This window comes from Allosediminivita pacifica (genome assembly GCF_003054175.1).
In the GTDB taxonomy this organism is placed as follows: Bacteria; Pseudomonadota; Alphaproteobacteria; order Rhodobacterales; family Rhodobacteraceae; genus Allosediminivita; species Allosediminivita pacifica.
Genome location: NZ_QBKN01000016.1, coordinates 1 through 24763, shown reverse-complemented (window position 1 = coordinate 24763; position 24763 = coordinate 1). Strand labels below are relative to the sequence as shown.

Annotated in this window: 18 protein-coding genes; 10 read left to right on the top strand and 8 right to left on the bottom strand. The window is 66.4% G+C overall.

What is annotated here, in order from left to right; translation table 11 throughout:
* Positions 1 to 11: 11 nt before the first annotated feature.
* Positions 12 to 986 (bottom strand): TRAP transporter substrate-binding protein, encoded by a 975-nt coding sequence (locus C8N44_RS13200; protein WP_244641085.1) that lies wholly within the window; start codon positions 984 to 986, stop codon positions 12 to 14.
* A 150-nt stretch (positions 987 to 1136) separates the two neighbouring features.
* Between C8N44_RS13200 and C8N44_RS13195 the strand changes: the two genes are divergently transcribed.
* Entirely contained in the window at positions 1137 to 4757 is a 3621-nt protein-coding gene (locus tag C8N44_RS13195) for a hydantoinase B/oxoprolinase family protein (protein ID WP_107977257.1), read from the top strand.
* Positions 4758 to 4773: 16 nt separating this feature from the next.
* On the opposite strand, the gene C8N44_RS13190 is transcribed toward C8N44_RS13195, so the two are convergent.
* Entirely contained in the window at positions 4774 to 5460 is a 687-nt protein-coding gene (locus C8N44_RS13190; RefSeq protein ID WP_107977256.1) for a M48 family metalloprotease, read from the bottom strand.
* Positions 5461 to 5692: 232 nt separating this feature from the next.
* On the bottom strand, positions 5693 to 7852 hold the full coding sequence (purL, locus tag C8N44_RS13185; RefSeq protein WP_107977255.1) for a phosphoribosylformylglycinamidine synthase subunit PurL: 2160 nt from the start codon (positions 7850 to 7852) through the stop codon (positions 5693 to 5695).
* A 146-nt stretch (positions 7853 to 7998) separates the two neighbouring features.
* Here purL and C8N44_RS23390 point away from each other — a divergent pair, with 146 nt between their 5' ends.
* Complete coding sequence (locus C8N44_RS23390; protein ID WP_158274050.1) at positions 7999 to 8163, top strand: hypothetical protein; 165 nt, start codon at positions 7999 to 8001, stop codon at positions 8161 to 8163.
* Positions 8164 to 8641: 478 nt separating this feature from the next.
* Here C8N44_RS23390 and C8N44_RS13180 read toward each other — a convergent pair whose 3' ends face one another.
* Positions 8642 to 9550, bottom strand: coding sequence for a LysR family transcriptional regulator (locus C8N44_RS13180; protein ID WP_107977310.1), 909 nt, complete (start codon positions 9548 to 9550; stop codon positions 8642 to 8644).
* A gap of 169 nt (positions 9551 to 9719) precedes the next feature.
* Here C8N44_RS13180 and C8N44_RS13175 point away from each other — a divergent pair, with 169 nt between their 5' ends.
* The 5 genes from C8N44_RS13175 to ccmE all read left to right on the top strand — a co-directional run bounded on the left by C8N44_RS13175 (position 9720) and on the right by ccmE (position 16809).
* A complete protein-coding gene (locus C8N44_RS13175; RefSeq protein ID WP_107977254.1) occupies positions 9720 to 13127 on the top strand; it encodes an indolepyruvate ferredoxin oxidoreductase family protein in 3408 nt (1135 codons plus the stop codon).
* A gap of 145 nt (positions 13128 to 13272) precedes the next feature.
* Positions 13273 to 14205: a lysophospholipid acyltransferase family protein gene (locus C8N44_RS13170; RefSeq protein WP_107977253.1), complete on the top strand. Its 933-nt coding sequence runs from the start codon at positions 13273 to 13275 to the stop codon at positions 14203 to 14205.
* A 20-nt stretch (positions 14206 to 14225) separates the two neighbouring features.
* Positions 14226 to 15038 carry a glutamate racemase gene (gene murI, locus C8N44_RS13165; RefSeq protein WP_107977252.1) on the top strand — a complete coding sequence of 271 codons (813 nt, stop codon included), beginning with the start codon at positions 14226 to 14228 and terminating at the stop codon, positions 15036 to 15038.
* Positions 15039 to 15212: 174 nt separating this feature from the next.
* Entirely contained in the window at positions 15213 to 16241 is a 1029-nt protein-coding gene (argC, locus tag C8N44_RS13160) for an N-acetyl-gamma-glutamyl-phosphate reductase (protein WP_107977251.1), read from the top strand.
* 112 nt (positions 16242 to 16353) lie between these two features.
* Entirely contained in the window at positions 16354 to 16809 is a 456-nt protein-coding gene (gene ccmE, locus C8N44_RS13155; RefSeq protein WP_107977250.1) for a cytochrome c maturation protein CcmE, read from the top strand.
* On the opposite strand, the gene C8N44_RS13150 is transcribed toward ccmE, so the two are convergent.
* The 4 genes from C8N44_RS13150 to C8N44_RS13135 form a co-directional block, all read right to left on the bottom strand.
* Complete coding sequence (locus C8N44_RS13150) at positions 16782 to 18083, bottom strand: sensor histidine kinase (protein WP_107977249.1); 1302 nt, start codon at positions 18081 to 18083, stop codon at positions 16782 to 16784. The two genes, ccmE and C8N44_RS13150, sit on opposite strands and share 28 nt — an antisense overlap.
* Positions 18084 to 18191: 108 nt before the next feature.
* Positions 18192 to 19466, bottom strand: coding sequence for a phosphopyruvate hydratase (eno, locus tag C8N44_RS13145; protein WP_107977248.1), 1275 nt, complete (start codon positions 19464 to 19466; stop codon positions 18192 to 18194).
* 92 nt (positions 19467 to 19558) lie between these two features.
* Positions 19559 to 20458, bottom strand: coding sequence for a DMT family transporter (locus C8N44_RS13140; RefSeq protein ID WP_107977247.1), 900 nt, complete (start codon positions 20456 to 20458; stop codon positions 19559 to 19561).
* A gap of 12 nt (positions 20459 to 20470) precedes the next feature.
* Entirely contained in the window at positions 20471 to 22102 is a 1632-nt protein-coding gene (locus C8N44_RS13135; RefSeq protein WP_107977246.1) for an alpha-D-glucose phosphate-specific phosphoglucomutase, read from the bottom strand.
* Positions 22103 to 22313: 211 nt separating this feature from the next.
* On the opposite strand from C8N44_RS13135, the gene C8N44_RS13130 reads away from it, so the two are divergent.
* The 3 genes from C8N44_RS13130 to C8N44_RS23155 all read left to right on the top strand — a co-directional run bounded on the left by C8N44_RS13130 (position 22314) and on the right by C8N44_RS23155 (position 24751).
* A complete protein-coding gene (locus C8N44_RS13130) occupies positions 22314 to 23441 on the top strand; it encodes an S-(hydroxymethyl)glutathione dehydrogenase/class III alcohol dehydrogenase (RefSeq protein WP_107977245.1) in 1128 nt (375 codons plus the stop codon).
* 187 nt (positions 23442 to 23628) lie between these two features.
* Complete coding sequence (locus C8N44_RS13125; RefSeq protein ID WP_244641086.1) at positions 23629 to 24057, top strand: GNAT family N-acetyltransferase; 429 nt, start codon at positions 23629 to 23631, stop codon at positions 24055 to 24057.
* Positions 24058 to 24283: 226 nt separating this feature from the next.
* Complete coding sequence (locus C8N44_RS23155; RefSeq protein ID WP_146178844.1) at positions 24284 to 24751, top strand: hypothetical protein; 468 nt, start codon at positions 24284 to 24286, stop codon at positions 24749 to 24751.
* Positions 24752 to 24763 lie beyond the last annotated feature (12 nt).

The window sequence follows — 24763 nt, the reverse complement described above, 5'->3', positions numbered from 1 at the left end:
CCCCCGGGGGATCACTCGCCCTGATAGGCGTCGATGACCGCCTGGCCTTCTTCGCCGGCCTCGTCGAGCCATTCCTGGGTCATGGTTTCACCGATCTCGGCCAGCTCTTGCGACAGGGTGTCCGAGGGCGCGGCGACCGTCATGCCGTTTTCCTCGAGCGTGGCGATCTGGTCAGCGGTCTCGGCCGAGGACATTTCCCAGCCGCGCGTTTCGGCACTGGCGGCGGCTTCCATGACGGCGGTCTGCACCTCGTCCGGCAGCGCCTCGAAAGCTCGGGTGTTCACGATGATCATGTTCTTGGGCAGCCAGGCCTGGATGTCGGTAAAGACCGACACGAAGTCCCAGGCCTGCGAGGAGACGCCCGTGGAAGGCGAGGTGATCATCGCGTCGACGCGGCCCGTGGAGAAGGCGGTCGGGATGTCGCCGGTCTCGATCTGCGTGGGCACGGCGCCCATCAGTTGGGCCAGTCGCTCGGTCGCGGTGTTGTAGGCGCGGAAGGCTTCGCCCTCGAGGTCGGCGGTGCTTTCAACCTCTTCCTGCGTGTAGAGGCTCTGGCCCGGCCATGGCACGGCATAGAGCAGCGTCAGGCCCTGTTCGGCGAGCTTTTCCTCGACCACGGGGCGCGAGGCTTCCCAGAGCTTGCCGGCGTCTTCGTAGGAGGCAGCGAGGAAGGGGATGGAGTCGATGCCGAAGATCGGGTCCTCGTTGGCAAGGCGCGACATCAGGGTTTCGCCGATGGGCGCCAGGCCGCGGCGGACGGAGTCCTTGATCTCGGGGTGGGCGAAGAGCGAGCCTGCGGAATGCACGGTGATCTCGAGTTCGCCGTCGGTGGCCTCGGCCACGTCCTCGGCGAACTGCATGACGTTCTGCGTGTGGAAGACGCTGTCGCCGTAGGGCGTGGGCATGTCCCAGGTTTCGGCAAGGGCCGGGCCGGCCAGAACGGCCAGCGCGCCGCCAAGAAGCGGTTTGGTGAAGGATACGGTCATCTTCGGTCCCTGTTTTGTCTGTTTCTCTGGCGGCCTTGGCAAAACCGGGGCGGGCCGCACGCGCTCCGGACAAGGAAAGCTTGACCAGACGTTTTCATTTTGTCAACGATTTGCCATCGAAACGTAATTCAACGCCCCGGAGACAGCTCAATGAACAGGCAGACAGAGACGAATCGCTGGGATTTCTGGATCGACCGGGGCGGCACCTTCACCGACGTCATCGGCCGCGCACCGGATGGCGCGCTTGCCGCGATGAAGCTCCTGTCCGAGAATCCGGGCGTCTACGAGGATGCCGCCATCGAGGGCATCCGCCGGCATCTTGGCGAGGACGAGATCGACCCGGCCCGCGTCGGTACCGTGCGGATGGGCACCACCGTGGCCACCAATGCGCTGCTGGAACGCAAGGGCGATCGGACGCTGCTGCTGATCACCAAGGGCTTCCGCGATGCGCTGCGGCTGGCCTATCAGGACCGGCCAGACATCTTCGCCAAGGAGATCACGCTGCCCGAACAGCTTTACGAGCGGGTCGTGGAGGTCGAGGAGCGGGTGCGCGCGGACGGCACGGTGGAAACCCCGCTGGACCCCGAATCCGTGCGCGGCGCGCTGGAAGAGGCCAAGGCCGACGGCATCGACGCGGTGGCCATCGTGCTGATGCACGCCTGGACCGCGCCCGAGCACGAGAAGCAGATCGAGGCGGTGGCGCGCGAGGTCGGGCTGGGCCAGGTCTCGGTGAGCCACGAGGTCTCGCCGCTGATCAAGCTGGTGGGCCGGGGCGATACGACGGTGGTGGATGCCTACCTCACGCCGATCCTGTCGCGTTACGTCGAGAAGGTGGCCGGTGCGCTTGGTGCGACGCCGCCCGACGAAGACGGCCCCACGCTGCTCTTCATGATGTCCTCGGGCGGTCTTACCGCCGCCGACCGCTTCAAGGGCCGCGACGCGATCCTGTCGGGTCCCGCGGGCGGCGTCGTCGGCATGGCCCGCACCGGCCAGATCGCCGGGCACGACAAGGTCATCGGCTTCGATATGGGTGGCACCTCCACGGACGTCGCCCACTTCGACGGCGCTTTTGAGCGTGCGTTCGAGACCCAGGTCGCCGGTGTCCGGATGCGCACCCCGATGGTCCGCGTGCACACCGTCGCCGCAGGTGGCGGCTCGATCCTGCATGCCGATCCGGGGCGCTTCCGCGTAGGGCCGGACAGCGCCGGCGCCCACCCGGGGCCGGCCTGCTACCGCAACGGCGGGCCGCTGACGGTGACGGATGCCAACGTCATGCTGGGCAAGCTCAACCCCGACTTCTTCCCCGCCATCTTCGGCCCCGACCAGGATCAGAAACTCGACCGCGAGACGGTGGCCGCCAAGTTCGCCGAGATTGCAGAGGCCGAAGGAAAAGCGCCCGAAGAGGTGGCCGAGGGCTTCCTGCGCATCGCGGTCGAGAACATGGCCAACGCCATCAAGAAGATCTCGGTCCAGCGCGGCCATGACGTCACCCGCTACCTCCTCAACGCCTTCGGCGGCGCGGGCGGGCAGCATGCCTGCCTCGTGGCCGATGCGCTCGGCATGACGCAGGTGCTGATCCATCCGCTGTCGGGGCTGTTGTCGGCCTACGGCATCGGTCTCGCCCGCGTGACGGAATCCCGCCAGCAGGGGCTCGAGACGGAGTTCTCGGACGCGGCGCTGGTGGGCATCGAGGAGGCCCTCGGCCGGTTGGAGAGCGAGGTTGCGACGGCCCTGTCCGAGCAGGGCGTGGCCCGGGGCGAGGCCGAGATGCGCCGTCGCCTGCACCTGCGCTACGCGGGCACCGACACGCCCTTGCCGGTCACCTGGGAAGGCGATGCCGATGCGGCGCGCAAGGCCTTCGAGGCCGCGCACGAGGCGGAATTCGGCTTTACTGATCCCGATGCGGCGCTGGTGGTCGAGGCGGTCGAGGTCGAGGGCGAAGCCCACGCCAAGGACGACGATGTCGAACCCAACGAGGCGCTGGACAGCGCCGGCGCCGAGGCCGAGACCACGGTGCCGGTCTTTTCGGGCGGCAAGTGGCACGATGCGGCGGTGATCCGGCGCGAAAGCCTGCATGCCGGCAGCGAATTCGCGGGCCCCGCGCTCATCATCGAGAAGAACCAGACCGTCGTGGTCGAGCCCGGCTGGCAGGGGCAGATCAGCGCGCATGACCACATCGTCATGACCCGCGCCGAGGCCGCACGCCGCGATCACGCCGCGGGGACCGAGGCCGATCCGATCCTGCTCGAGGTCTTCAACAACCTCTTCATGAACATCGCCGAACAGATGGGCGTCGCGCTGCAAAAGACGGCGCGCTCGGTGAACATCAAGGAACGGCTCGACTTCTCCTGCGCGGTCTTAGACGCCGATGGCGCGCTGGTGGCCAACGCCCCGCACATGCCGGTTCACCTGGGCAGCATGGACCGCTCGGTCGAGGCGGTGATCCGCCAGAACGAGGGCAAGGTGCGCCCCGGCGACGTCTTTGCGCTGAACGCGCCCTACAACGGCGGCACGCACCTGCCGGACATCACCGTGGTCACGCCCGTCTTCGACGAGGACGGCACCGACATCCTGTTCTGGACCGCCTCGCGCGGGCACCACGCAGATGTGGGGGGCGTCGCGCCGGGGTCGATGACGCCGCGGGCCACCAGTGTGGACGAGGAAGGGGTGCTGATCGACAACTTCCTGCTGGTCGAGAACGGCCGTTTCCGCGACGGGCCGCTGCGCGAACTGCTGACGGATCACGAATATCCCTGCCGGAACCCGGACCAGAACGTCGCCGACCTCAAGGCGCAGGTCGCCGCCAACGCCCGCGGCGCGGCAGAGCTGCGTCGGATGATCGGGATGTTCGGGCTGGAGGTCGTGCAGGCCTACATGGGTCACGTGCAGGACAATGCCGCCGCCGAGGTGGCGCGCGTGTTGACGCGGCTCGAGGACGGGGAATACACCTATCCGACCGACACCGGGCAGGAGATCCGCGTGAAGATCACCATCGACCGCGAGCGGCGCGAGGCCACGGTGGACTTCACCGGCACCTCGGAGATGCAGAAGAACAACTTCAACGCGCCGGAACCGGTGACGCGGGCGGCGGTGCTCTACGTCTTCCGCGTCATGGTCGAAAGCCCCATCCCGATGAATGCGGGTTGCCTGCGGCCGATCACCATCAAGGTGCCCGACGGCTGCATGCTGGCGCCGCGCTACCCGGCGGCGGTCGTGGCGGGCAACGTGGAAACCTCGCAGCACGTGACCAATGCGCTCTTCGGCGCGCTCGGGGCCATGTCGAACAGCGAAGGGACCATGAACAACCTCACCTTCGGCAACGACCGGCACCAGTACTACGAGACGATCTGCGCCGGGTCCCCCGCGGGCCGCATGAACGACGGGCGCGAGTTCGACGGGCAGGCGGGCGTGCACGTGCACATGACCAACTCGCGCCTCACCGACCCGGAGGTTCTGGAAAGTCGCTACCCGGTTATGCTCGAGGAGTTCCGCATCGACGAAGGGTCGGGCGGCGCGGGTCGCAAGCACGGCGGTGACGGCACGACGCGGGCGATCCGGTTCCTCGAGCCGATGGACCTCTCGATCCTGTCCTCGCACCGGGGGCTTGCGCCGCGCGGCCTGAAGGGCGGCGCCGAGGGGCGCTGCGGGCGCACCGAGATCCGGCGCGCGGACGGCGAGACCGAGGTGCTCGAGGCCTGCGATCAGGCGAGCGTCGACGAGGGCGACGTGGTGGTCGTGGTGACGCCGACGCCCGGCGGCTACGGCGAGTGAAGGCTGCGGTGCGCGGTCACTCCGTGCCCCAGCGCGCCTCGAGCCGGTCGAGCGCGGCGATGCGCTCGTCCGTCTTGGGGTGGGACATGAGCCAGGCCGGCGCGCTGCCCGAGCGGCCCTGGGTCAGGGCGTCTAGCTTGCGGAAGAGCGATTTCTGCGGGCCGACGCCGATGCCGGCCTTGGAGAGCAGCGCCGCGGCATAGGCGTCGGCCTCGTATTCGTCCTGCCGCGAGAGGCGGGCGGCCAGCAGCGAGGCGACCGCATTGGCGATGTAGATCCCGAGCCCGGGGATCAGCCGCCCCAGCACCATCGACAGCGCCATGCGTACGGCGTTCTGGCCCGAGAAATCGATCATGCGGCGGCGCGAATGGCCAAGCGCCACGTGGCCAAGCTCGTGCGCGATGACGCTGGCGAGCTCTTCGGCGCTGACCTCGCCCTGCTGATACTTCCGGAAGAAGCCGCGGGTGATGAAGATGCGCCCGTCGGGGGCAGCAAGACCGTTCACGGGATCGATCTCGTAGATGTTCACCCGCACGCGCGGCAGATCGAGCGCCGCGGCGAGCCGGTCGGTGATCTTCTTCAGCCGCGGATCGGCGAGCTCGGTCGATTTCGCATCGAGTTCCTTGGCGGTGCGCCAGTTCGAGAAGCGGTACATGACGAGCGCGTAGAGGATCGCGAGCAGGATCGGTGTGAACTTGAGCATGCTTTGAATATGGGGGATTTCGCGCGGCGGGGAAGGGGGCGCAACGCCGGCCGCCGCGCCGCCCTGCTTCTTTTCGCCCCAAATACCTCGGGGTCCGGGGCAGAGCCCCGGGGATTGGCCCTCGGCGCTTCGGTGGTCGGTGGGGCGCGTCCCCTGCAAGCGACGGACCGGGGCTCTGCCCCGGACCCCGGAATATTTGGACCAAGAAGAAGCGGGGCGTGGCGCCCCAGCGTCAGGCGAAGTGCTCGGCGAAGGCGCCTTTCCAGGCGTGGGCGAGTTCGTCTAGGGGGGCGGAGGAGCCTCCGAACTTCACGTCGTCGCCGGTGAAGCGTCCCACGGTGGTGAGCGTGACGCCGGCGCGGCCGGCAGCGATCATCAGGGCCTCGGCCGCGTCGAAGTTGCAGGCGACGAGGTAGCGGCCCTGGTCCTCGCCGAAGAGCGTCGCAGTGTCGTCGCTGTCGATGCTGACGCCGGTGCCCGAGGCCACGGCCATCTCGAAGGCGGCCATGGCGAGGCCGCCGTCGGAGAGGTCGGTGCAGGCGCGGATCCAGTCGCGGTTGTCGCGGATGAACTCGCCGTTGCGGCGCTCCTCGTCGAGATCGACCTCGGGGGCGTCGCCGTCCTCGCGGTTGAAGACCTCGTAGAGCAGGGCGGACTGGCCGAGGTGCGAGCCCTGCCGGCCGACCATGAGCGCCACGTGCCCGTCGCGGGCGCGGCCGAGGATCGGCTCTTCGCCCTCGGCGATGAGGCCCACGGCGCCGATCGAAGGGGTGGGCAGGATCGGCACGCCGTCGGTTTCGTTGTAGAGCGAGACGTTGCCCGAGACGATGGGCATGTCGAGCGCGGTGCAGGCGCGGCCGATGCCCTTGAGGGCGCCGACGAACTGGCCCATGATCTCGGGCTTTTCGGGGTTGCCGAAGTTGAGGTTGTCGGTGGTCGCCAGCGGCTTGGCGCCGAGCGCGCAGAGGTTGCGCCAGGCCTCGGCCACGGCCTGGGCGCCGCCCATCTCGGGGTTGGCGCGCACGTACCGCGGGGTCACGTCGCAGGTGAAGGCGAGGTGCTTGCCCGTGCCGTGCACGCGCACGAGGCCCGCGCCCCAGCCGGGGCCATTTTCCGTGTCGGCCATGACGGTACTGTCGTATTGCTCGTATACCCAGGCGCGCGAGCAGTAGTTGGGCGAGGTCGCGAGGATGCGCAGCGCGTCGACGGGATCGACCTGGGGCACGTCCTCGAGCGGGGCCGGGGGCTCGCAGGGCTCCCACGGGCGGTCGTATTCGGGGGCGTTGCCGGAAAGGGCGCGCAGCGGCAGGTCGGCCTTCACCTCGCCGCCGTGCATGATGAGGAAGCGGTCCTCGTCGATGGTTTCGCCGACCACGGCGAAGTCGAGGTCCCACTTGTCGAAGACGGCGCGGGCGACATCCTCCTTCTCGGGGTCGAGCACCATGAGCATGCGCTCCTGGCTTTCGGAGAGCATCATCTCGTAGGCCGTCATGGCGGTTTCGCGCACCGGCACGCGGTCGAGGTCGAGGCGGACGCCGAGGCCGCCCTTGTCGCCCATCTCCACCGCCGAGCAGGTCAGGCCCGCGGCGCCCATGTCCTGGATCGAGATTACGGCGCCCGTGGCCATGAGCTCGAGGCAGGCCTCCATCAGGCGCTTTTCGGTGAAGGGGTCGCCGACCTGGACGGTGGGGCGTTTCTCGTCGATGCCCTCGTCGAATTCGGCGCTGGCCATTGTGGCACCTCCGACGCCGTCGCGACCGGTCTTGGCACCGAGGTAGACCACCGGGCGGCCGACGCCGCTGGCGGCGGAGTAGAAGATCTTGTCGGTATCGGCGAGGCCGGCGGCGAAGGCGTTGACGAGGCAGTTGCCGTTGTAGGCGGGGTGGAAGCGGACCTCGCCGCCCACGGTGGGCACGCCGAAGGAATTGCCGTAGCCGCCGATACCCTCGACCACGCCATGCACGACGGTACGGGTGCGGGGGTGATCCTTTTCACCGAAGCTGAGCGCGTTCATGGCGGCGATGGGGCGCGCGCCCATGGTGAAGACGTCGCGCAGGATGCCGCCCACGCCGGTGGCCGCGCCCTGATAGGGTTCGATGTAGGAGGGATGGTTGTGGCTTTCCATCTTGAAGACGACCGCCTGGCCGTCGCCGATGTCCACGACACCCGCGTTCTCGCCCGGGCCGCAGATGACCTGCGGGCCGTCGGTCGGCAGGGTGCGCAGCCACTTCTTGGAGCTCTTGTAGGAGCAGTGCTCGTTCCACATGGCCGAGAAGATACCGAGCTCGGTGAAGGTGGGCGCGCGGTTCAGGATGCGCAGGATCTCGGCGTATTCCTCGGGCCTGATCCCGTGTGCCTCGATCAGCTCTTCGGTGATCTCCGGTTCCTGCATGCCATCCCCCGCATTAAGTTGGGCGCTGTTTATGGCAAGGGAGGGGGACAGAAAAGCCCCCGGAGCACGCGGAAGGGCGGTGATTGCAACCTTGTGGGGGGATCAGGCGTAGTAATGGGGCAACTCCCGCAGATGATGGAGGCCTCATGTCCCAGAATTATGTCAGCCTGGCGCTTTGCCTGCTCGGAACTGTCGCAGCCGTGGGCTGCGCGGAAATGATGATGCGCCGCCGCCGTCGGCGGTCGCCCGTGGCGGCCTTGGCCTACAGCCCGCGTCGCGCCCTCGGCCACGACCGGTTGTTCCGCCGTTGAGATCGTGGGGCGCACGTAGCGCGGCCCCGATAGCGCCGGACCGGGCGGAAACGCCCTAGGATGGCATCGTTTTGTTTTTCTTTCGCACAAGATTTGTGCCCGGGCTGCCCCACGTGATTGTGGGGCGGTCTTTTTTCTGCGTCTGCGATCCCGCGCCTGAGCTGAAGTGGCGGGATGTTGACAGAACTGACGGGCTGGGATCGGGTTCGGCCAGCGCATTTCATGCCTTCGCACAGATGCAGAGTTGAGAGAGACAGGTTTGATCCCCCGCAGTTGCTGAAAAAAAAGGCCGAGCACAAAGCTCGGCCGTAGTCCAACAGGGAGGTATGAAGATGATGCGCCGTTGAGCGCTTCAAGCTTCGTCTGCCGAATATGTCATCTGCGCCGAGTCGATCAAGCGCAATCACCACGCATCTGCAGCATTGCCGCCATGCGTGGCCCGCATACCACAATTTGTGAATGTAACCTTAAGGCGAGTTCACTCGGTGCCGACAAGCGCCTTGAGTGTGCGGCGGTGGGCGATGATCTCGTTCTGGACGAAGTCGCGGAAGGCGGCGACGCGCTTCGAATGGCGCAGTTCCTCGGGGTAGGCGAGGAAAACCGGCACCTCGATCGATTCGACCTCGGGTAGAACGCGGACCACGTGGGGGAAATCCTCGATGATGTAGTCGGGCAGGACGCCGATGCCGAGATTCGAGACCACCGCCTGCAGCACGCCGAAGTAGTTGTTCACGGTCAGCGTGGAGCGGACGTTGTGGGTCATAAGCTCCTGCACGAGCATCATGCCGGCGGCGACCTGGGCCGAGCGGGTGTTCTGGCAGATCAGCCGGTGCTGCGACATGTCCTCGAGCTTTTCGGGGGTGCCGAAGGCGTCGAGATACTCGGGGCTGGCATAGAGCCGCATGCGGATGCTCATGAGGCGCTTGCGGATCAGGTCGGCCTGCGAGGGCTCCTTCATGCGGATGGCGACATCGGCCTCGCGCATGGGGAGGTCGAGCACGCGTTCATCCAGCAGCAGGTCGATGTTCAGCTCGGGGAACTGTTCGTAGAGCTTGGGCAGGCGCGGGGCGAGCCAGAGCGATCCGAAGCCGAAGGTCGTGGTCACGCGCAGTTCGCCGAAGACCTCTTCCTCGCTGTCGCGGATGCGAGCGGTTGCGGCGTCGATGCGTTTCACCATCGAACGTGTGGCGTCGAACAGGAGTTCGCCCTGCTCGGTCAGGATCAGCCCGCGGGCGTGGCGGTGAAACAGGTTGGTATCAAGATGTTCCTCCAGCGCCCTGATCTGTCGGGAGACCGCTGACTGCGACAGGTGCAGCACCTCACCCGCGTGGGTAAGACTGCCGGCGTCGGCCACGGCGTGGAAGATTCGGAGTTTGTCCCAGTCCATCATAGGCTGCCCGGTTTCTGCGTCTGCATAATGTGCGACTTAAATCGCCATCTTCCAGTGCACCATAACCCGAAGTCGTAAAAACTGGAAAAATCTCCGCATGGGACAGTATATCTGACCTTTTACCTCCTCCCCCTGCCTGTAAGTTGGGCGCAGGAGGCTTGTACAAATGAGCAAATCGCAGATTTCGCTGTCCGACCGTTTTGACCTGACGAAGGATAACGTCCTGCTGAACGGCACCCAGGCGCTGGTTCGGCTGATGCTGATGCAGAAGGCGCGCGACCGCGCAGCGGGGCTGAACACGGCCGGATACGTGACCGGCTACCGCGGATCGCCCCTCGGGTCGGTCGACATGCAGATGAACCGCGCGGCGAAATACCTCGCCGAGGCGGACGTGATCTTCAAGGAAGGGCTGAACGAGGACCTGGCCGCCACCGCCATCTGGGGGGCGCAGCAGGCCGAGCTTCGTGGCGAGGGCAAGTTCGACGGGGTTTTCGGGCTCTGGTACGGCAAGGGGCCCGGCGTGGACCGGTCGGGCGACGTGATGAAGCACGCCAACATGGCGGGGACGTCGCCCCACGGCGGCGTGGTCATGGCTATGGGCGACGATCACACGGGCGAAAGCTCCACCGTGTTGCACCAGTCCGAATACGCCATGGTCGACGCCAACATGCCGGTGGTCAGCCCGGCTGGCGTGCAGGAGATCCTCGATTACGGGGTCTACGGCTACGCGCTGTCGCGCTATGCGGGGCTCTGGGTCGGGCTCAAGACCATGAAGGACACGGTCGAGGCCACGTCCGTGGTGGACGGGCGTCCGGACCGCATGTCCTTTGTCATGCCGGACTTCACCATGCCCGCGGGCGGGCTGAACATCCGTCTGGGCGACAGCCCGCATGATCAGGAAGCGCGGCTTCTGGACTACAAGCGCCCTGCGGCCGAGGCGTTTTCGCATGCGAACCGCATGGACAAGCGCATCTGGGGCCGGCCCGGCGCGAAGATCGGCTTCGTGGCGGCGGGCAAGAACTGGCTCGATCTCGTCCATGCCCTCGGGCTTCTGGGCATCGACGAGGCCGAGGCCGAGCGGCTGGGGATCACCACCTACAAGGTGGGGCAGGTCTACCCGCTCGACACGAAGGGCATCGAGGAATGGGCCGAGGGGCTCGACCTTATCGTGGTGGTCGAGGAGAAGCGCAAGCTTATCGAGGGCCAGATCAAGGAGGCGCTGTTCGGGAACCCGGGGCTGCGCGTTTGGGGTGGCCGCAAGGGCGCTCGCGGCGGCGAGGTCATGTTCCCCGAACGCGGCGCGCTGGATCCGGTCTGGATCGCGCAGAAGCTGGGGGAGGTTCTTGTTGACGAGGGCCGCGGCACCGAGGCGCTGCGGGCGCATCTGCATCGGGTCGAGGAAGCCTCGCGCGCGGACAACGCCGAGGATATCGCGGCGCGTCTGCCGTATTTCTGTGCTGGCTGTCCTCACAATACCTCGACCAAGGTGCCCGAGGGGAGCCGCGCCTACGCGGGCATCGGCTGTCACTACATGGCGCAGTGGATGGATCGTGACACGGCCGGCTACACCCACATGGGGGCCGAGGGCGCGAACTGGATCGGGGAATCGCTTTTCTCGAAGACGGAGCATGTCTTCCAGAACATCGGTGACGGCACCTACAACCACTCCGGCATCCAGGCGATCCGGGCGGCGGTGCTGTCGGGCACCACGATGACCTACAAGATCCTCTACAACGACGCGGTCGCCATGACCGGCGGGCAGAAGAACGACGGCGGGTTGTCGCCCTCGCAGATCGCCGCCGAGCTGGAGGCCATGGGCGTTTCGAAGATCTACGTGGTGCACGACGAGAAGGAACAGATCGACCCGTCGGTCTTTCCCAAGGGGCTCGAGGTCTTCGAGCGGGCCGAGATGCAGGAGGTGCAGGAGCGCTGCACCAAGGTCGAGGGCGTCTCGGCGATCCTCTACATCCAGACCTGCGCGGCCGAGAAGCGGCGGCGGCGCAAGAAGAAGGAATTCCCCGACCCCGACCAGCGCGTCTTCATCAACACCGATGTCTGCGAGGGCTGCGGGGATTGCGGGGTGCAGTCCAACTGCGTGGCGATCCTGCCCGAGGAGACTGAGCTGGGGCGCAAGCGTGCCATCGACCAGTCGGCCTGCAACAAGGATTTCTCGTGCCTCAAGGGGTTCTGCCCCTCCTTCGTGACACTGGAAGGCGCGGTGCCCAAGAAGGCCGCGACCACGGCGCTGGAGCTTCCGGACCTGCCGGATCCGGAGATGGCGCAGATCGACGGGACGCATAACATCGTCATCACCGGCGTCGGCGGCACCGGCGTCGTGACCATTGGCGCGGTGCTCGCGCAGGCGGCGCAGATCGCCGGCATGGGCGCGGGCATGATCGAGATGGCGGGGCTCGCCCAGAAGGGCGGGGCGGTGCACATCCACCTGCGCGTGGCCAAGAGCCCCGAGGACATCAGTGCCGTGCGCGTGGCCACCGGCGAGGCCGACGCGCTGATCGGCGGCGACCTTGTGGTGAGCGCGGGGGCCAAGACACTGGGCCTGACAGCCGCCGGGCGCACGGGTGCCGTGGTCAACAGCCACGAGATCATCACCGGCGATTTCACCCGCGATACCGAGTTCTCGCTGCCCGCCGATCGGCTGGAAGTGGCGCTGAGCGCGCGGATGAAGGAGCGGCTGGACCTCTTCGACGCATCCGAGCTGGCGCGGGCGACCATGGGCGACTCGATCTTCTCGAACATGATGCTGTTCGGGGCGGCCTGGCAGCGCGGGCTGATCCCGGTGCCGCACGAGGCGATCGCCGAGGCGATCACGCTGAACGGGGCGGCGGTGGAGAAGAACCTGCGCGCCTTCGAGATCGGCCGCTGGGCCATCCTGCATCCGGTCGAGGCGCGGGGCGTCATGGAGCCCAAGGTGGTCCAGATGCCCAAGTCGCTCGACGAGAAGATCGCCTACCGCGAGGATGCGCTGGTGAAGTTCCAGTCCAAGCGGCTGGCGCGGAAGTACCGCAAGCTTGTCGACGGCATCGAGGACAAGCGTCTGAAGGAGGCCGTTGCCAAGGGCTATCACAAGCTGCTCGCCTACAAGGACGAGTACGAGGTGGCGCGGATGCACCTCGAGACGCGCGACAAGGTGGCCGAGGTCTTCGACGGCGATCCGAAGATGAGCTTCCACCTGTCGCCGCCGGTGCTGAACGGCGAGGACCCGGAGGGGCGTCCGAAAAAGCGCAAGTACGGCGAGCGGATGCTGACCGGGTTCAGGGTGCTGGCGGCGATGAAGTTCGTGCGCGGCACGCCGCTCGACCCCTTCGGCCGGCTTGAAGAGCGCAAGATGGAGCGCGCGCTGATCGCGCAGTACGAGGCCGACATGGCCGAGTGGCTGCCGAAGGCGGATGCGGTTCACATGGATGCGCTTGTGGCGCTGGCGGAGTTGCCGCTTCAGATCCGGGGCTATGGCCCGGTGAAGATGGACAACGCCGCCAAGGCCGAGAAGCGGCGCGAGGAACTGCTGGCCGCGCTGCGGAAGGCGCCGCAGGACATGGTGCACGCGGCGGAGTGATCCCCTCTGCCACGGCCGGGCCGCCGCCACAGGCGGCCCGCTGCCGTTCGACAGGTTTGATGCAATTTCTTTACTTGTCCGTTACACTTCCCCTCCACATCTTCTATTCCACCGCGCACCCAATCTACCGCGAGGACCGATGCGGATGCCCCTACGGCGTCACCCGCGGCACCCGAGTGCCGCACGCGACATTTCCTATTCCTACTCCGCCAGCACGCGGGGCGGCCGGGCGATGATCCGGCTGATGGAGAACGCCACCGGACGCATCGGGCTGATCCGGCGGGCGAAGGGATACGAGGACGACGTGGCAGGGGGCCGCAGCTTCTGGGAGGTCATGGTGGCACGGTACGGGCTGGGGCTCGACGTGATCGCGGGCAGTCTCGACAACATCCCCGCCGAGGGGCCGGTGATCGTGATCGCGAACCACCCCTACGGCATTCTCGACGGGCTGATGCTGGGGCATATCCTGTCGGTGGTGCGGGGCGATTTTCGTATCCTGGCGCACAAGATCTTTCGCAAGGCGCAGGATCTCGACCGTGTGGTGCTTCCGGTCAGCTTCGAAGAGAGCAAGGAGGCGGTGCAGGAAAACCTCGCCACGCGGAAAGAGGCGCTGCGCTACCTCGCCGAGGGCGGCTGTATTGGCATCTTTCCCGGCGGGACCGTGTCGACCGCGGCGCGACCCTTTGCGCAGCCCATGGACCCGGGCTGGCGCAGCTTTACCGCGAAGATGATCGCCAAGTCGGGCGCGACGGTGGTGCCGGTCTACTTCGACGGACACACCTCGCGGCTGTTCCAACTGGCGAGCCACCTGCACAACACGCTGCGCATGGGGCTGTTGATCAAGGAGTTCCGCAAGCGGGTCGATACGCCCGTGCGCGTGGCCATCGGTGAGCCGATTCCGCCCGAGGTGCTTGCGCCTTATGCGCGCGACAGCCGGGCGATGATGGATTTCCTGCGCAAACGGACCTATGAGCTTTCCCCGATTCCTCTCAAATCCTACGACTACGGGTTCGAGTTCGAGGAACGGCACAACAGGGTGCGGGCCGGCGAGACAGAAACGGTGCGGCGCCCGTACTGAGCGCGGGAAGGCGGGCAGACATGGCGGTTGGGGTTTTCGATTCCGGGCTTGGCGGCCTGACGGTGCTGGACGCGGTGCAGAAGCGGCTGCCCGACGTGCCCTTCGTCTATTTCGCCGACAGCAAGCACGCGCCCTACGGGGTGCGGAGCGCCGATGACATCTACGATTTGACCACCGCCGCTGTGGAGCGCCTTTGGGACGCTGGCTGCGATCTTGTGATTCTCGCCTGCAACACTGCCTCGGCCGCAGCGCTGCGACGGATGCAGGAAAGCTGGGTCCCGGCGGACAAGCGGGTGCTCGGTGTCTTCGTGCCGCTGATCGAGGTCATGACCGAGCGCACGTGGGGCGACAACTCGCCCCCGCGCGAGGTGGCGGTGGAGCACGTCGCGTTGTTCGCGACGCCCGCGACGGTGAGCAGCCGGGCGTTCCAGCGCGAACTGGCCTTCCGCGCCATCGGCGTCGACGTCGAGGCGCAGGCCTGCGGCGGGCTGGTCGATGCCATAGAGGAAGGTGACATGATCCTGGCCGAGGCACTGGTGCGCAGCCACGTGGACGCGCTCAAGCGCAAGATGCCGCGCCCGCAGGCGGCGATCCTCGGCTGCACGCACTACCCGCTTCTGCAGGATGTCTTCCAGGAGGCGCTGGGGCCGGAGGTGGCGGTCTATTCGCAGGCCTCGATCGTGGCCGAGTCGCTGGCGGATTACCTTGAGCGGCATCCGCACATGGTGGGACCTGGGCAGGGCGAACGCTTCCTGACCACGGGCAATCCGCGCAAGGTGTCGGACAACGCCACGCGCTTCCTGCGGAAATCCATGAGCTTCGAGGCGGCCTGACCGGGCGCCCTGCCGAGCGTGACTTGATTCTCGCACCGCCCGGCGCTACTGCACCTGCAAGGAGATCCGTCATGATGCGTTTCGACGCCCGTAACATGCGACGATGAAGGTGCAGCGCGTCCCGCGCGGGCGCTTGAACTTTGCTTTCTTCACTTCAGACTTCGCAGGTACGTCATGACCCATTCCGTCGCCATCATCGGCGCCTCCGGCTATACCGGGGCCGAGCTGATCCGGCTGATCGCCACCCATCCCTCGATCGAGATCGCGGCGCTCGCCGCCAATTCCAAGGCGGGCCAGAGCGTTGGCGCGGTGTTCCCGCACCTGCGCCACCTCGACCTTCCGGATCTTGTCACCTGGGAAGAGATCGACTTTTCCGGGATCGAGCTGTGCTTCTGCGCGCTGCCGCACAAGACGAGCCAGGAGGTGATCTCGCAGCTGCCGGGGCATCTGAAGATCGTGGACCTGTCGGCGGATTTCCGGCTGCGCGACCCGGCGGATTACCAGCGGTGGTACGGCAACGATCACGCCGCGCCCGAGCTGCAGAAGGAGGCGGTCTACGGGCTGACCGAATTCTACCGCGACGAGATCGCGGGCGCGCGGCTGGTGGCGGGCACCGGCTGCAACGCGGCCACGGGACAGTTCATCCTGCGGCCGCTGATCGAGGCCGGGGTCATCGACCTTGACGAGATCATCCTCGATCTGATTTGTGGCGTCTCCGGCGCGGGCCGGTCGCTGAAGGAAAACCTGCTGCACGCGGAGCTGTCGGAAGGCACGAATGCCTACGGCCTTGGCGGCACGCACCGGCACCTGGGCGAGTTCGACCAGGAGTTCAGTGCGCTCGCTGGGCGGCCGGTGAACATCCGCTTCACGCCACACCTCGCGCCCTTCAACCGGGGCATCCTTGCGACCTGCTATCTCAAGGGCGAGGCGGAGGCCGTGCACGCGGCGCTGAGCGCGGCCTATGCCGAAGAGCCCTTCATCGAGGTGCTGCCGCTGGGACAGGCGCCATCGACGCATCACGTGCGCGGGTCGAACTTCTGTCACATCGGCGTGTCGGCGGAGCGTGGCGCGGGGCAGTGCCAGGTCGTCGCGGCGCTCGACAACCTGTGCAAGGGATCGTCGGGGCAGGCGTTGCAGAACGCCAACCTGATGCTGGGCGAAGAGGAAACGGCGGGGCTCATGCTGGCGCCCTGTTTCCCCTGACGCGGGACCCGCAGCAATTTGATCTAGGTCCTGTCGCGGGGTGCGGCGATTCCGTATAGTGTCGCCCAGACTGCCTGCGGGCAGTGTCGACGGATCGGAGAGGCATACCCAGATGGCCCTGAAATCGCTCAAGAAACAGCGTCGCATCCAGGTGGTGGCCCTGCTCGCGGTGGCGCTGGTCATTTCGACCGCGCTGATCGGATATGCCATGCGGGACGGGATCAACTTCTTTCGTTCGCCAACCGAGGTGATTGCGGCGCCGCCGCAACCGCACGAGACCTTCCGCATCGGGGGGCTCGTCGAGGCGGGCTCGCTCGTGCGCGGTGAGGGCGAGGTGATCCGGTTTTCCGTGACCGATGGGGGCGCCGTGGTGCCGGTGGTCTTTACCGGCGTGCTGCCCGATCTTTTCGGCGAGAACCAGGGCATGGTCGGCACCGGCCGCTACGTGGACGGTGTGTTCGAGGCGAGCGAGATCCTTGCCAAGCACGACGAGACCTACATGCCCAAGGAAGTGATCGACGCGCTGAAGGAACAGGGCGTCTACGAGGCGCCCGACGCGGGCAGCTGAGCCATCACCTCGGGCAGGACCAGCGCGATCCGAAGGCCGCCCATCGCGGAACGGCCAATCCTGAGTTCTCCACCTGACTGGTGGGCAAATCCCCTGACCGCGGAAAGCCCCAGCCCCGGACCTTCGCCCACGCCCTTGGTGGTGTAGAAGGGTTCGGTGAGCATCGCGAGCGCGCTGTCATCGACGCCCGGTCCGTCATCCTCGACCACGAGCGCGAAGCGCGGCGCCTGACGGCCGCCAGGGCTTTCGTCGGTGGCCGAGATCCGGATGCGCCCGGTTCCCTCCTCCATGGCATCGCGAGCGTTTTGGCAAAGTTCGACGAGCGCGGTTTCGAGCATGCCCGGATCGGCGGTGACCCGGGCATGTTCGGGGATCGGCCCCACGTCCAGGCGGATCGCATCGCCCATTAGATCGCGGATGTAGCTGATCCGGGTGTCGACGAAGTGGTTGAGGTCGATCCACCGCGGCCTCAGGGGGGCGCGTCCCGTGGTGGCCAGCAGCTGGCGCACCGTCTGGGCTGCGTTGCCGCCGGCCTCGTGGACGGCGCGCATGGCGTGGGCGCGATCCGAGGGATCGTGCAGGTGGTCGATCAGCTCGAGATTGCCAAGGATGGCGGTGAGCTGATTGTTGAAGTCGTGGGCCACGCCGCCGACGAACTGCGACAGGGCGCGTTCCTTCTGGGCCGCGGCGTAGCGCTGTTCGGTGCGCCGGTGTTGGGCCTGGTTGCGTAGCTTGGCCCACATGCCAAGGCAGAAGTATTTGGCGACGGCGAGGGCGCAGATGAAGCCGGCGACCTGCATGGCCGTGCTGTCGATCCTGGGTTCGATAATTACCAGCAAGGCGCCGGCGACGACTACGGCGTGCAGGCAATCCGAGATGACAAGGCTCGCCTCGTACTCGGTCCGGTGCAGGGTGTAGAGCAGCATCCCGAAGATGCCGAGCCCGCCGACAAGCGCGTAGCCCGGTTCGCCCAGCCATATCATGTAGAGCGGCAGCCAGGCGAAGTTGAGCGCCGAGAGATTGTAGAAGAGGATCGCCAGCCCGAAATGGGCGCGGATGTTCCGCTTGGGGGGCCACCCGGCGATCAGCAGGAAAAGCCCCTCGAAGAGAAAGTACGAGGCGCACCAGATCGGGAAGATCGGATCGTGGCTGGCAAGGTAGAGCGCCGCCGACGTCGCGAGGATCCCGATCGAGCGGGCCGCAGTTTCCATTGGCGAGCCGAACTCGGCCCGCCGGACCGCGCCCAGCCTCCTACCAAACTTGCTCTGTGGCATGACCCTGCATACTCGACATATTGACGTGGAGTATTACAGGGTAAGCCCGGTCCGGCAAACTCTCGTATTGCCGGACCGGGCGATTGTTACGCGAATGTTCGGATTTCTTCAGCGCAGGATGGAGCGACCGGCATACTGAGCAACTTCGCCGAGCATTTCCTCGATGCGGATCAGCTGGTTATACTTGGCGAGCCGGTCCGAACGCGCCAGCGAGCCGGTCTTGATTTGCCCGCAGTTCGTGGCCACCGCGAGGTCGGCGATGGTGGCGTCCTCGGTTTCGCCCGAGCGGTGGGACATGACGTTGGTCATGCGCGCGCGGTGCGCCATGTCCACGGCCTGAAGCGTTTCGGTGAGCGAGCCGATCTGGTTCACCTTGACGAGCATGGAGTTCGCGCAGCCCTTGTCGATGCCCATCTGGAGACGGGTGGGGTTGGTCACGAAGAGGTCGTCGCCGACGAGCTGGACCTTGTCACCGAGACGGTCGGTCAGAAGCTTCCAGCCCTCCCAGTCGTCTTCGCCGCAGCCGTCCTCGATCGAGATGATCGGGTAGTCGTCGCAGAGCTTGGCGAGGTAGTCGACGTTCTCTTCCGGGGTGAGGGAGAGACCTTCGCCCTTCATCTCGTACTTGCCGTTCTCGAAGTACTCGGTCGAGGCGGCGTCGAGCGCGAGGTAGATGTCCTCGCCGGGCTTGTAGCCGGCCTTCTCGATGGACTTCAGGATGAAGTCGAGCGCGTCGCGGGTGCCCTTGAGTTCGGGGGCAAAGCCGCCCTCGTCGCCGAGGCCCGTGGACATGCCGGCGGCGGAGAGTTCCTTCTTGAGGGTGTGGAACACCTCGGAGCCCATGCGGACGGCTTCACGGATGCTGGTCGCGGCGACCGGCATGATCATGAATTCCTGGATGTCGATCGGGTTGTCGGCGTGTTCGCCGCCGTTGATGATGTTCATCATCGGCACGGGCAGGGTGCGTGCGGCGGTGCCGCCGACGTAGCGGTAGAGCGGCTGCATGGTAAACTCGGCCGCGGCCTTGGCGGCGGCGAGGCTGACGCCGAGGATGGCGTTGGCGCCGAGACGGCCCTTGTTGTCGGTTCCGTCGAGTTCGATCATCGCCATGTCGAGCGAGATCTGGTCGGTCACGTCCATGCCGACGAGTTCCTCGGCGATCTCGCCGTTGACGCTGGCCACGGCGTCTAGAACGCCCTTGCCCATGTAGCGGCCCTTGTCGCCGTCGCGGCGTTCCACGGCCTCGTAGGCGCCGGTGGAGGCGCCGGAGGGCACCGCGGCGCGGCCCATGCTGCCGTCTTCGAGCGTCACGTCGACCTCGACCGTGGGGTTGCCGCGGCTGTCGAGGATTTCGCGGCCGAAAATGTCGATGATGGTGGTCATGGAAAGGTCCCTCGGGTTTGCGTGTCTTGCGGTCTTTTTAGCAGCCGCCGGTTGAAAATGGCAGGGGCGCCTTCGGTCGGCGCACCGGTTGGTCAGCCCACCCCCGGACGCGGCGCGAGGCTGCGGGCCTGTGCCCGCGCCAGCCGACGTTCGCGGATGAGCGTGAAGAGGCCCGACCCGATGATGAGGGCCGCGCCGAGGAAGGTGAGCGCGTCGGGGCGTTCGCCGAAGACGATCATGCCGATGGCGAGTGCGAAGACGAGGCGCGTGTAGCGGAAGGTGGTCACGGCGCTGGCGTCGCCGGTCCGCGCCGCGGTTGTGATGGCCACGTAGCCCATCAGACCCACGGTGATGGCGCCCGCGATCATCAGCCAGTGCCGGGGTTCGGGCATGGCGACGTCGTGGTCGAAGATCAGCATGATGAGCGCGGTGGGGATCGCCATGAAGAAGCCGTAGGTCGCCACCTGGAAGCTCGTGATCTCGCGCGGGATGGCGCGCGAGGCGAGGTCGCGCCCGGCAAGGCCGATGACCCCCATCACGGCAAAGAGCGAGAAGGGATCGAAGCCGGCAAGGCCGGGACGGATGATGACCAGCACGCCGACGAAGCCTACGGCGATGGCGCTCCAGCGGCGCCAGCCCACGGGTTCGCCGTAGAAGAGGGCCGCGCCCATGGTCACGAAAAGCGGCGCGGCCTGAAGGATCGCCGATGCGGTGGCGAGCGGGATCGTGGTGATGGCCGTGACGAAGCCGAGCGTGCCCACGATCTCGGTCAGGTTGCGCAGCATGACCGGCCGCGAAAGCAGGGCCGGGCCGAGCAGTCGGATGCCGCGCGCCCGGCACATGAGGGCGAAGACGATGCCCCCGCCGATGCCGATGAAGAGCAGGATCTGGCCCGTCGGCAGTTGCGCGGAGACGCCCTTGATGAAGGCGTCTTCCACCGCGAAGAGCGCCATGGCAGCGACCATGAAGCCGATGCCGCGAAGGTTATCCATGATGCGACACCATCAGGTGATGACGTCGGGCGCGTCGCGTCCGGTGCGGGTCTTGATGCCGGCGATCTCGTCCGTGGCGGCAAAGACCGGGGCAAGGGCCTTCTGCGGGTCCTCGTGCAGGTCGCCGGGGGCGGTGACGAGGTTTTCGAGGTAGACGCGCAGGGTGGCGCCTACGGTGCCGGTGCCCGAGAGGCGCAGTACGGCGCGTTCGCCGCCCTCGAAGTAGAGACGGATGCCCTGCTGTTCCGCGCGCGATCCGTCGACCGGATCGTCGTAGGCGAACTCGTCGGCGGCCTTCACGGTCAGATCCCCGGCCTTGGTGCCGGGCAGATCGGCGAGTTTCCCGCGCAGCTCGTCCATCAGGGTGTTGGCGGCCTCGGCGTCCACGCCCTCGAAATCGTGGCGCGAGTAGTAGTTGCGGCCATAGGTCTTCCAGTGGTCGGCCATGAGCTCGGCCACGGGCTGGTCGCGCTTGGCGAGCACGTTCAGCCAGAAGAGCACCGCCCAGAGGCCGTCTTTCTCGCGCACATGATCGCTGCCGGTGCCGGCGCTTTCCTCGCCGCAGAGCGTGGCGCGCCCGTCGTCGAGCAGGTTGCCGAAGAACTTCCAGCCGGTGGGCGTCTCGAAGCAGTCGATGCCAAGGCTTTGTGCCACGCGGTCGACCGCCTCGCTCGTGGGCATGGAGCGCGCGACGCCCTTGAGGCCGCCGGCGTAGGCCGGGACCAGCGTGGCGTTGGCGGCGAGCACGGCAAGGCTGTCCGAGGGGGTCACGTAGCAGCCCTTGCCGACGATCATGTTGCGGTCGCCGTCACCGTCGGAGGCCGCGCCGAAGTCGGGTGCGTCGGGCCCCATCATCAGGTCCATGAGCGGCTTTGCCCAGATCGGGTTCGGGTCAGGGTGGCCGCCGCCGAAGTCGGGGCTTGGCTTCGCGTTCACCACGCTGCCCGCGGGCGCGCCGAGCGTGCCCTCGAGGATCGCCTTGGCGTAGGGGCCGGTGACGGCGTGCATGGCGTCGAAGCGGATGGTGAAGCCGCCCTTGAAGAGCGCGCGGATCGCGTCGAAGTCGAAGATGCTCTCCATCAGCTCGGCGTAATCAGTGACCGGGTCCACGACCTCGACCACCATGTCGCCGAGGGTCGTCTCCCCGGGCGTCGACAGGTCCACGTCGTGCGCCTCGAGGATCTTGTACTCGGTGATCGACTGCGTCGCCTCGAAGATCTTGTTGGTCACGCCTTCGGGGGCGGGGCCGCCGTTGGGCATGTTGAACTTCACGCCGAAGTCCTCTTCGGGGCCGCCGGGGTTGTGGCTGGCCGAGAGGATCACGCCGCCGTCGGTGCCGCGCTTGCGGATGAGGTTCGAGGCGGCGGGCGTCGAGAGTAGCGCGTCCTGACCCACGATCACGCGGGCCGCGCCGCTGGCCGCGGCCATGCGCAGGACGACCTGCGCGGCGCGTTCGTTGAAGTAGCGGCCGTCGCCGCCAAGCACGAGCGTCTTGCCCGCGATCCCGCCGATGCCGGTCCAGATGCTCTGGATGAAGTTTTCGAGGTAGTGGTGCTGCTGGAAGACCGGGGTCTTCTTGCGCAGGCCCGAGGTGCCGGGCTTCTGCCCCTCGATCGGCTGGGTGGCAATCGTCTCGATCTGCATGGAGTGCTCCGGACGGAAAGAAATTTTGACAGAGGTTTGCCCCGCCTGCCGCCGGTTTGCAAGCCGGGGTGGCGGGGCGGCGCTGACCTGCATCCGGAGCGCGTCATCGGCGTGCCGGGCAAGGCGAAATTTGCGTCCCCGGCGGGTCTTCCGGCTATTGCGGCACCCCGGCGTTTCAAGCAGTGTCGCCAAAAAACGGAAGGAGCGCGTCATGCGAACGAAAGCGGCAGTTGCGATGGAGGCCGGCAAGCCTCTGGAGATCATGGAAGTGGAGCTCGAGGGCCCCAAGGCCGGCGAGGTGCTGATCGAGGTGAAGGCCACGGGCCTGTGCCACACCGACGACTTCACCCTCTCGGGGGCGGATCCCGAAGGGCTGTTCCCCTCGATCCTCGGCCACGAGGGCGCGGGCGTGGTGCTCGAGGTGGGCGAGGGCGTCACGACGCTGAAGCCGGGGGACCACGTGATCCCGCTTTATACCCCCGAGTGCCGGGAATGCCCGTCCTGCCTGTCGGGCAAGACGAACCTTTGCACGGCCATTCGCGGCACGCAGGGGCAGGGGCTGATGCCGGACGGGACGACGCGGTTCTCGATGCTCGATGGCACGCCGATCTATCACTACATGGGCTGCTCGACCTTTGCCCAGCACACCGTGATGCCCGAGATCGCGCTGGCGAAGGTGCGTGACGACGCGCCCTTCGACAAGATCTGCTACATCGGCTGCGGCGTGACGACCGGCATCGGCGCCGTGATCAACACCGCGGGGGTCGAGATCGGGTCGACCGCGGCGGTGTTCGGCCTTGGCGGCATCGGGCTCAACGTGATCCAGGGCCTGCGCATGGCGGGCGCGGACATGATCATCGGGGTGGACCTGAACGACGACAAGGAAGAGATGGCCCGCAAGTTCGGGATGACCCACTTCGTGAACCCCTCGAAGGTGGACGACGTGAAGGCGGCGATCATCGAGCTGACCAAGACCGAGCGGGACCAGATCGGCGGGGTGGACTACTCGTTCGATGCGACCGGCAACGTGCAGGTCATGCGGGACGCGCTGGAATGCTCGCACCGGGGCTGGGGCGTGTCGGTGGTGATCGGCGTGGCGCCGGCGGGGGCCGAGATCTCGACCCGGCCGTTCCAGCTGGTGACCGGGCGGACCTGGAAGGGCACGGCCTTCGGTGGCGCCAAGGGCCGCACGGACGTGCCGAAGATCGTCGACTGGTACATGGACGGCAAGATCGAGATCGACCCCATGATCACCCACCGCATCAAGCTCGAGGAGATCAACGAGGGCTTCGAGATGATGCACAAGGGCGAGTCGATCCGGACCGTCGTCGTCTACTGATCTGAAGGGATGTCCCGGGGTGTCCCGCGCCGGGACACTCCGGCGCCCAAGAAAAATCAATGACTTACCTCTTGTCGTTTACCGTTTCTTCAGAATGTCCCGCGGGAAAGGCCCCGCGGTGACCGCCGCAGATCCGCAAATCCGGCCCTACTGCGAGGGCGATTCCGAGGCCGTCACGGCGCTGCTGATGCCCGTGTTCCGCGCCGGCGACACCTACGCCATCGACCCCGACATCACGCCCGACGCCGCCCTTGCCTACTGGACGGGCGGGGGCCGCAAGGTGTTCGTCGCCGAGATCGCGGGCGAAGTGATGGGCACCTATTACATCGTCCGGAACCAGGCGGGCGGCGGATCGCACGTCTGCAACAGCGGCTTCGTCACGGGCGAGGCCGCGCGGGGCCGGGGGCTGGCCCGGCGGATGCTGGCCCACGCGCTGGAGACCGCCCGGACGGAGGGCTTCCGCGCCATGCAGTTCAACTTCGTCGTGGAAAGCAACACCCGCGCCGTGGAGACCTGGAAACGCGCGGGCTTCGAGGTCGTGGGGCGCCTGCCGGGCGCCTTCGCGCATCCACATCTGGGGGAGGTGGATGCGCTAGTGATGTTTAGGGGGGTGTGATAGACGGGGCCCTTGTGATAGGCGAGATACGGCAAATCATTTCGGAGTTTTTGGGAGATTTACGGTTTAACGGCTGACGAGACTAGGTGACTCTGCCTATCTGTTTTGGTTGACGTCAATCTGCATGTTGTGTTTATGCACCCTGAACACGTTACAGGGGAGGCTGGTGCTTAGAAAGGGACTTGTTCCAAGTATATCTGAGATCACCGGTCGCTAGCTAGTAGGCATGAAAAAGAAGAAAAGCATCTTCGGGGTTTCCGGTTTTCGCCGTTCGAGCGAACCAGAGCAATTTCTGGTGGCGCCATCTCAGTGCCGGATGCTGGACGTCGATGATTCAGGTTCCGGCAACTTCGGTACCAAGGGTCATGGAGAGTCAACTGTCGTCAGTTTCGGCACGAGAGACGGTGTCTACGATACCTATCTGAAAAGACTGGAAGATTGCTGCCGATCCGTCGGTCAGAACGTTTCAGTGGAGACGTTTCCAGCCATGGGTGCGGAGAATGCTTTTTCCCTGAAAGCGACCTATATAAAATTCAAGCTTTTGACTTTGGGAAAGCCGATTGTCTGGGTTGATGCTGACGCTGTATTGAATGCACCGGCTTTGTTGCGCGAAGCGCGTGAAGCCCGGACTTCCCCTTTCCCCAGACGCACTTATCCTACGGGCTCTGTTACGGGTATGCCGAGCGCGGTGTAGACGTTCAGGACA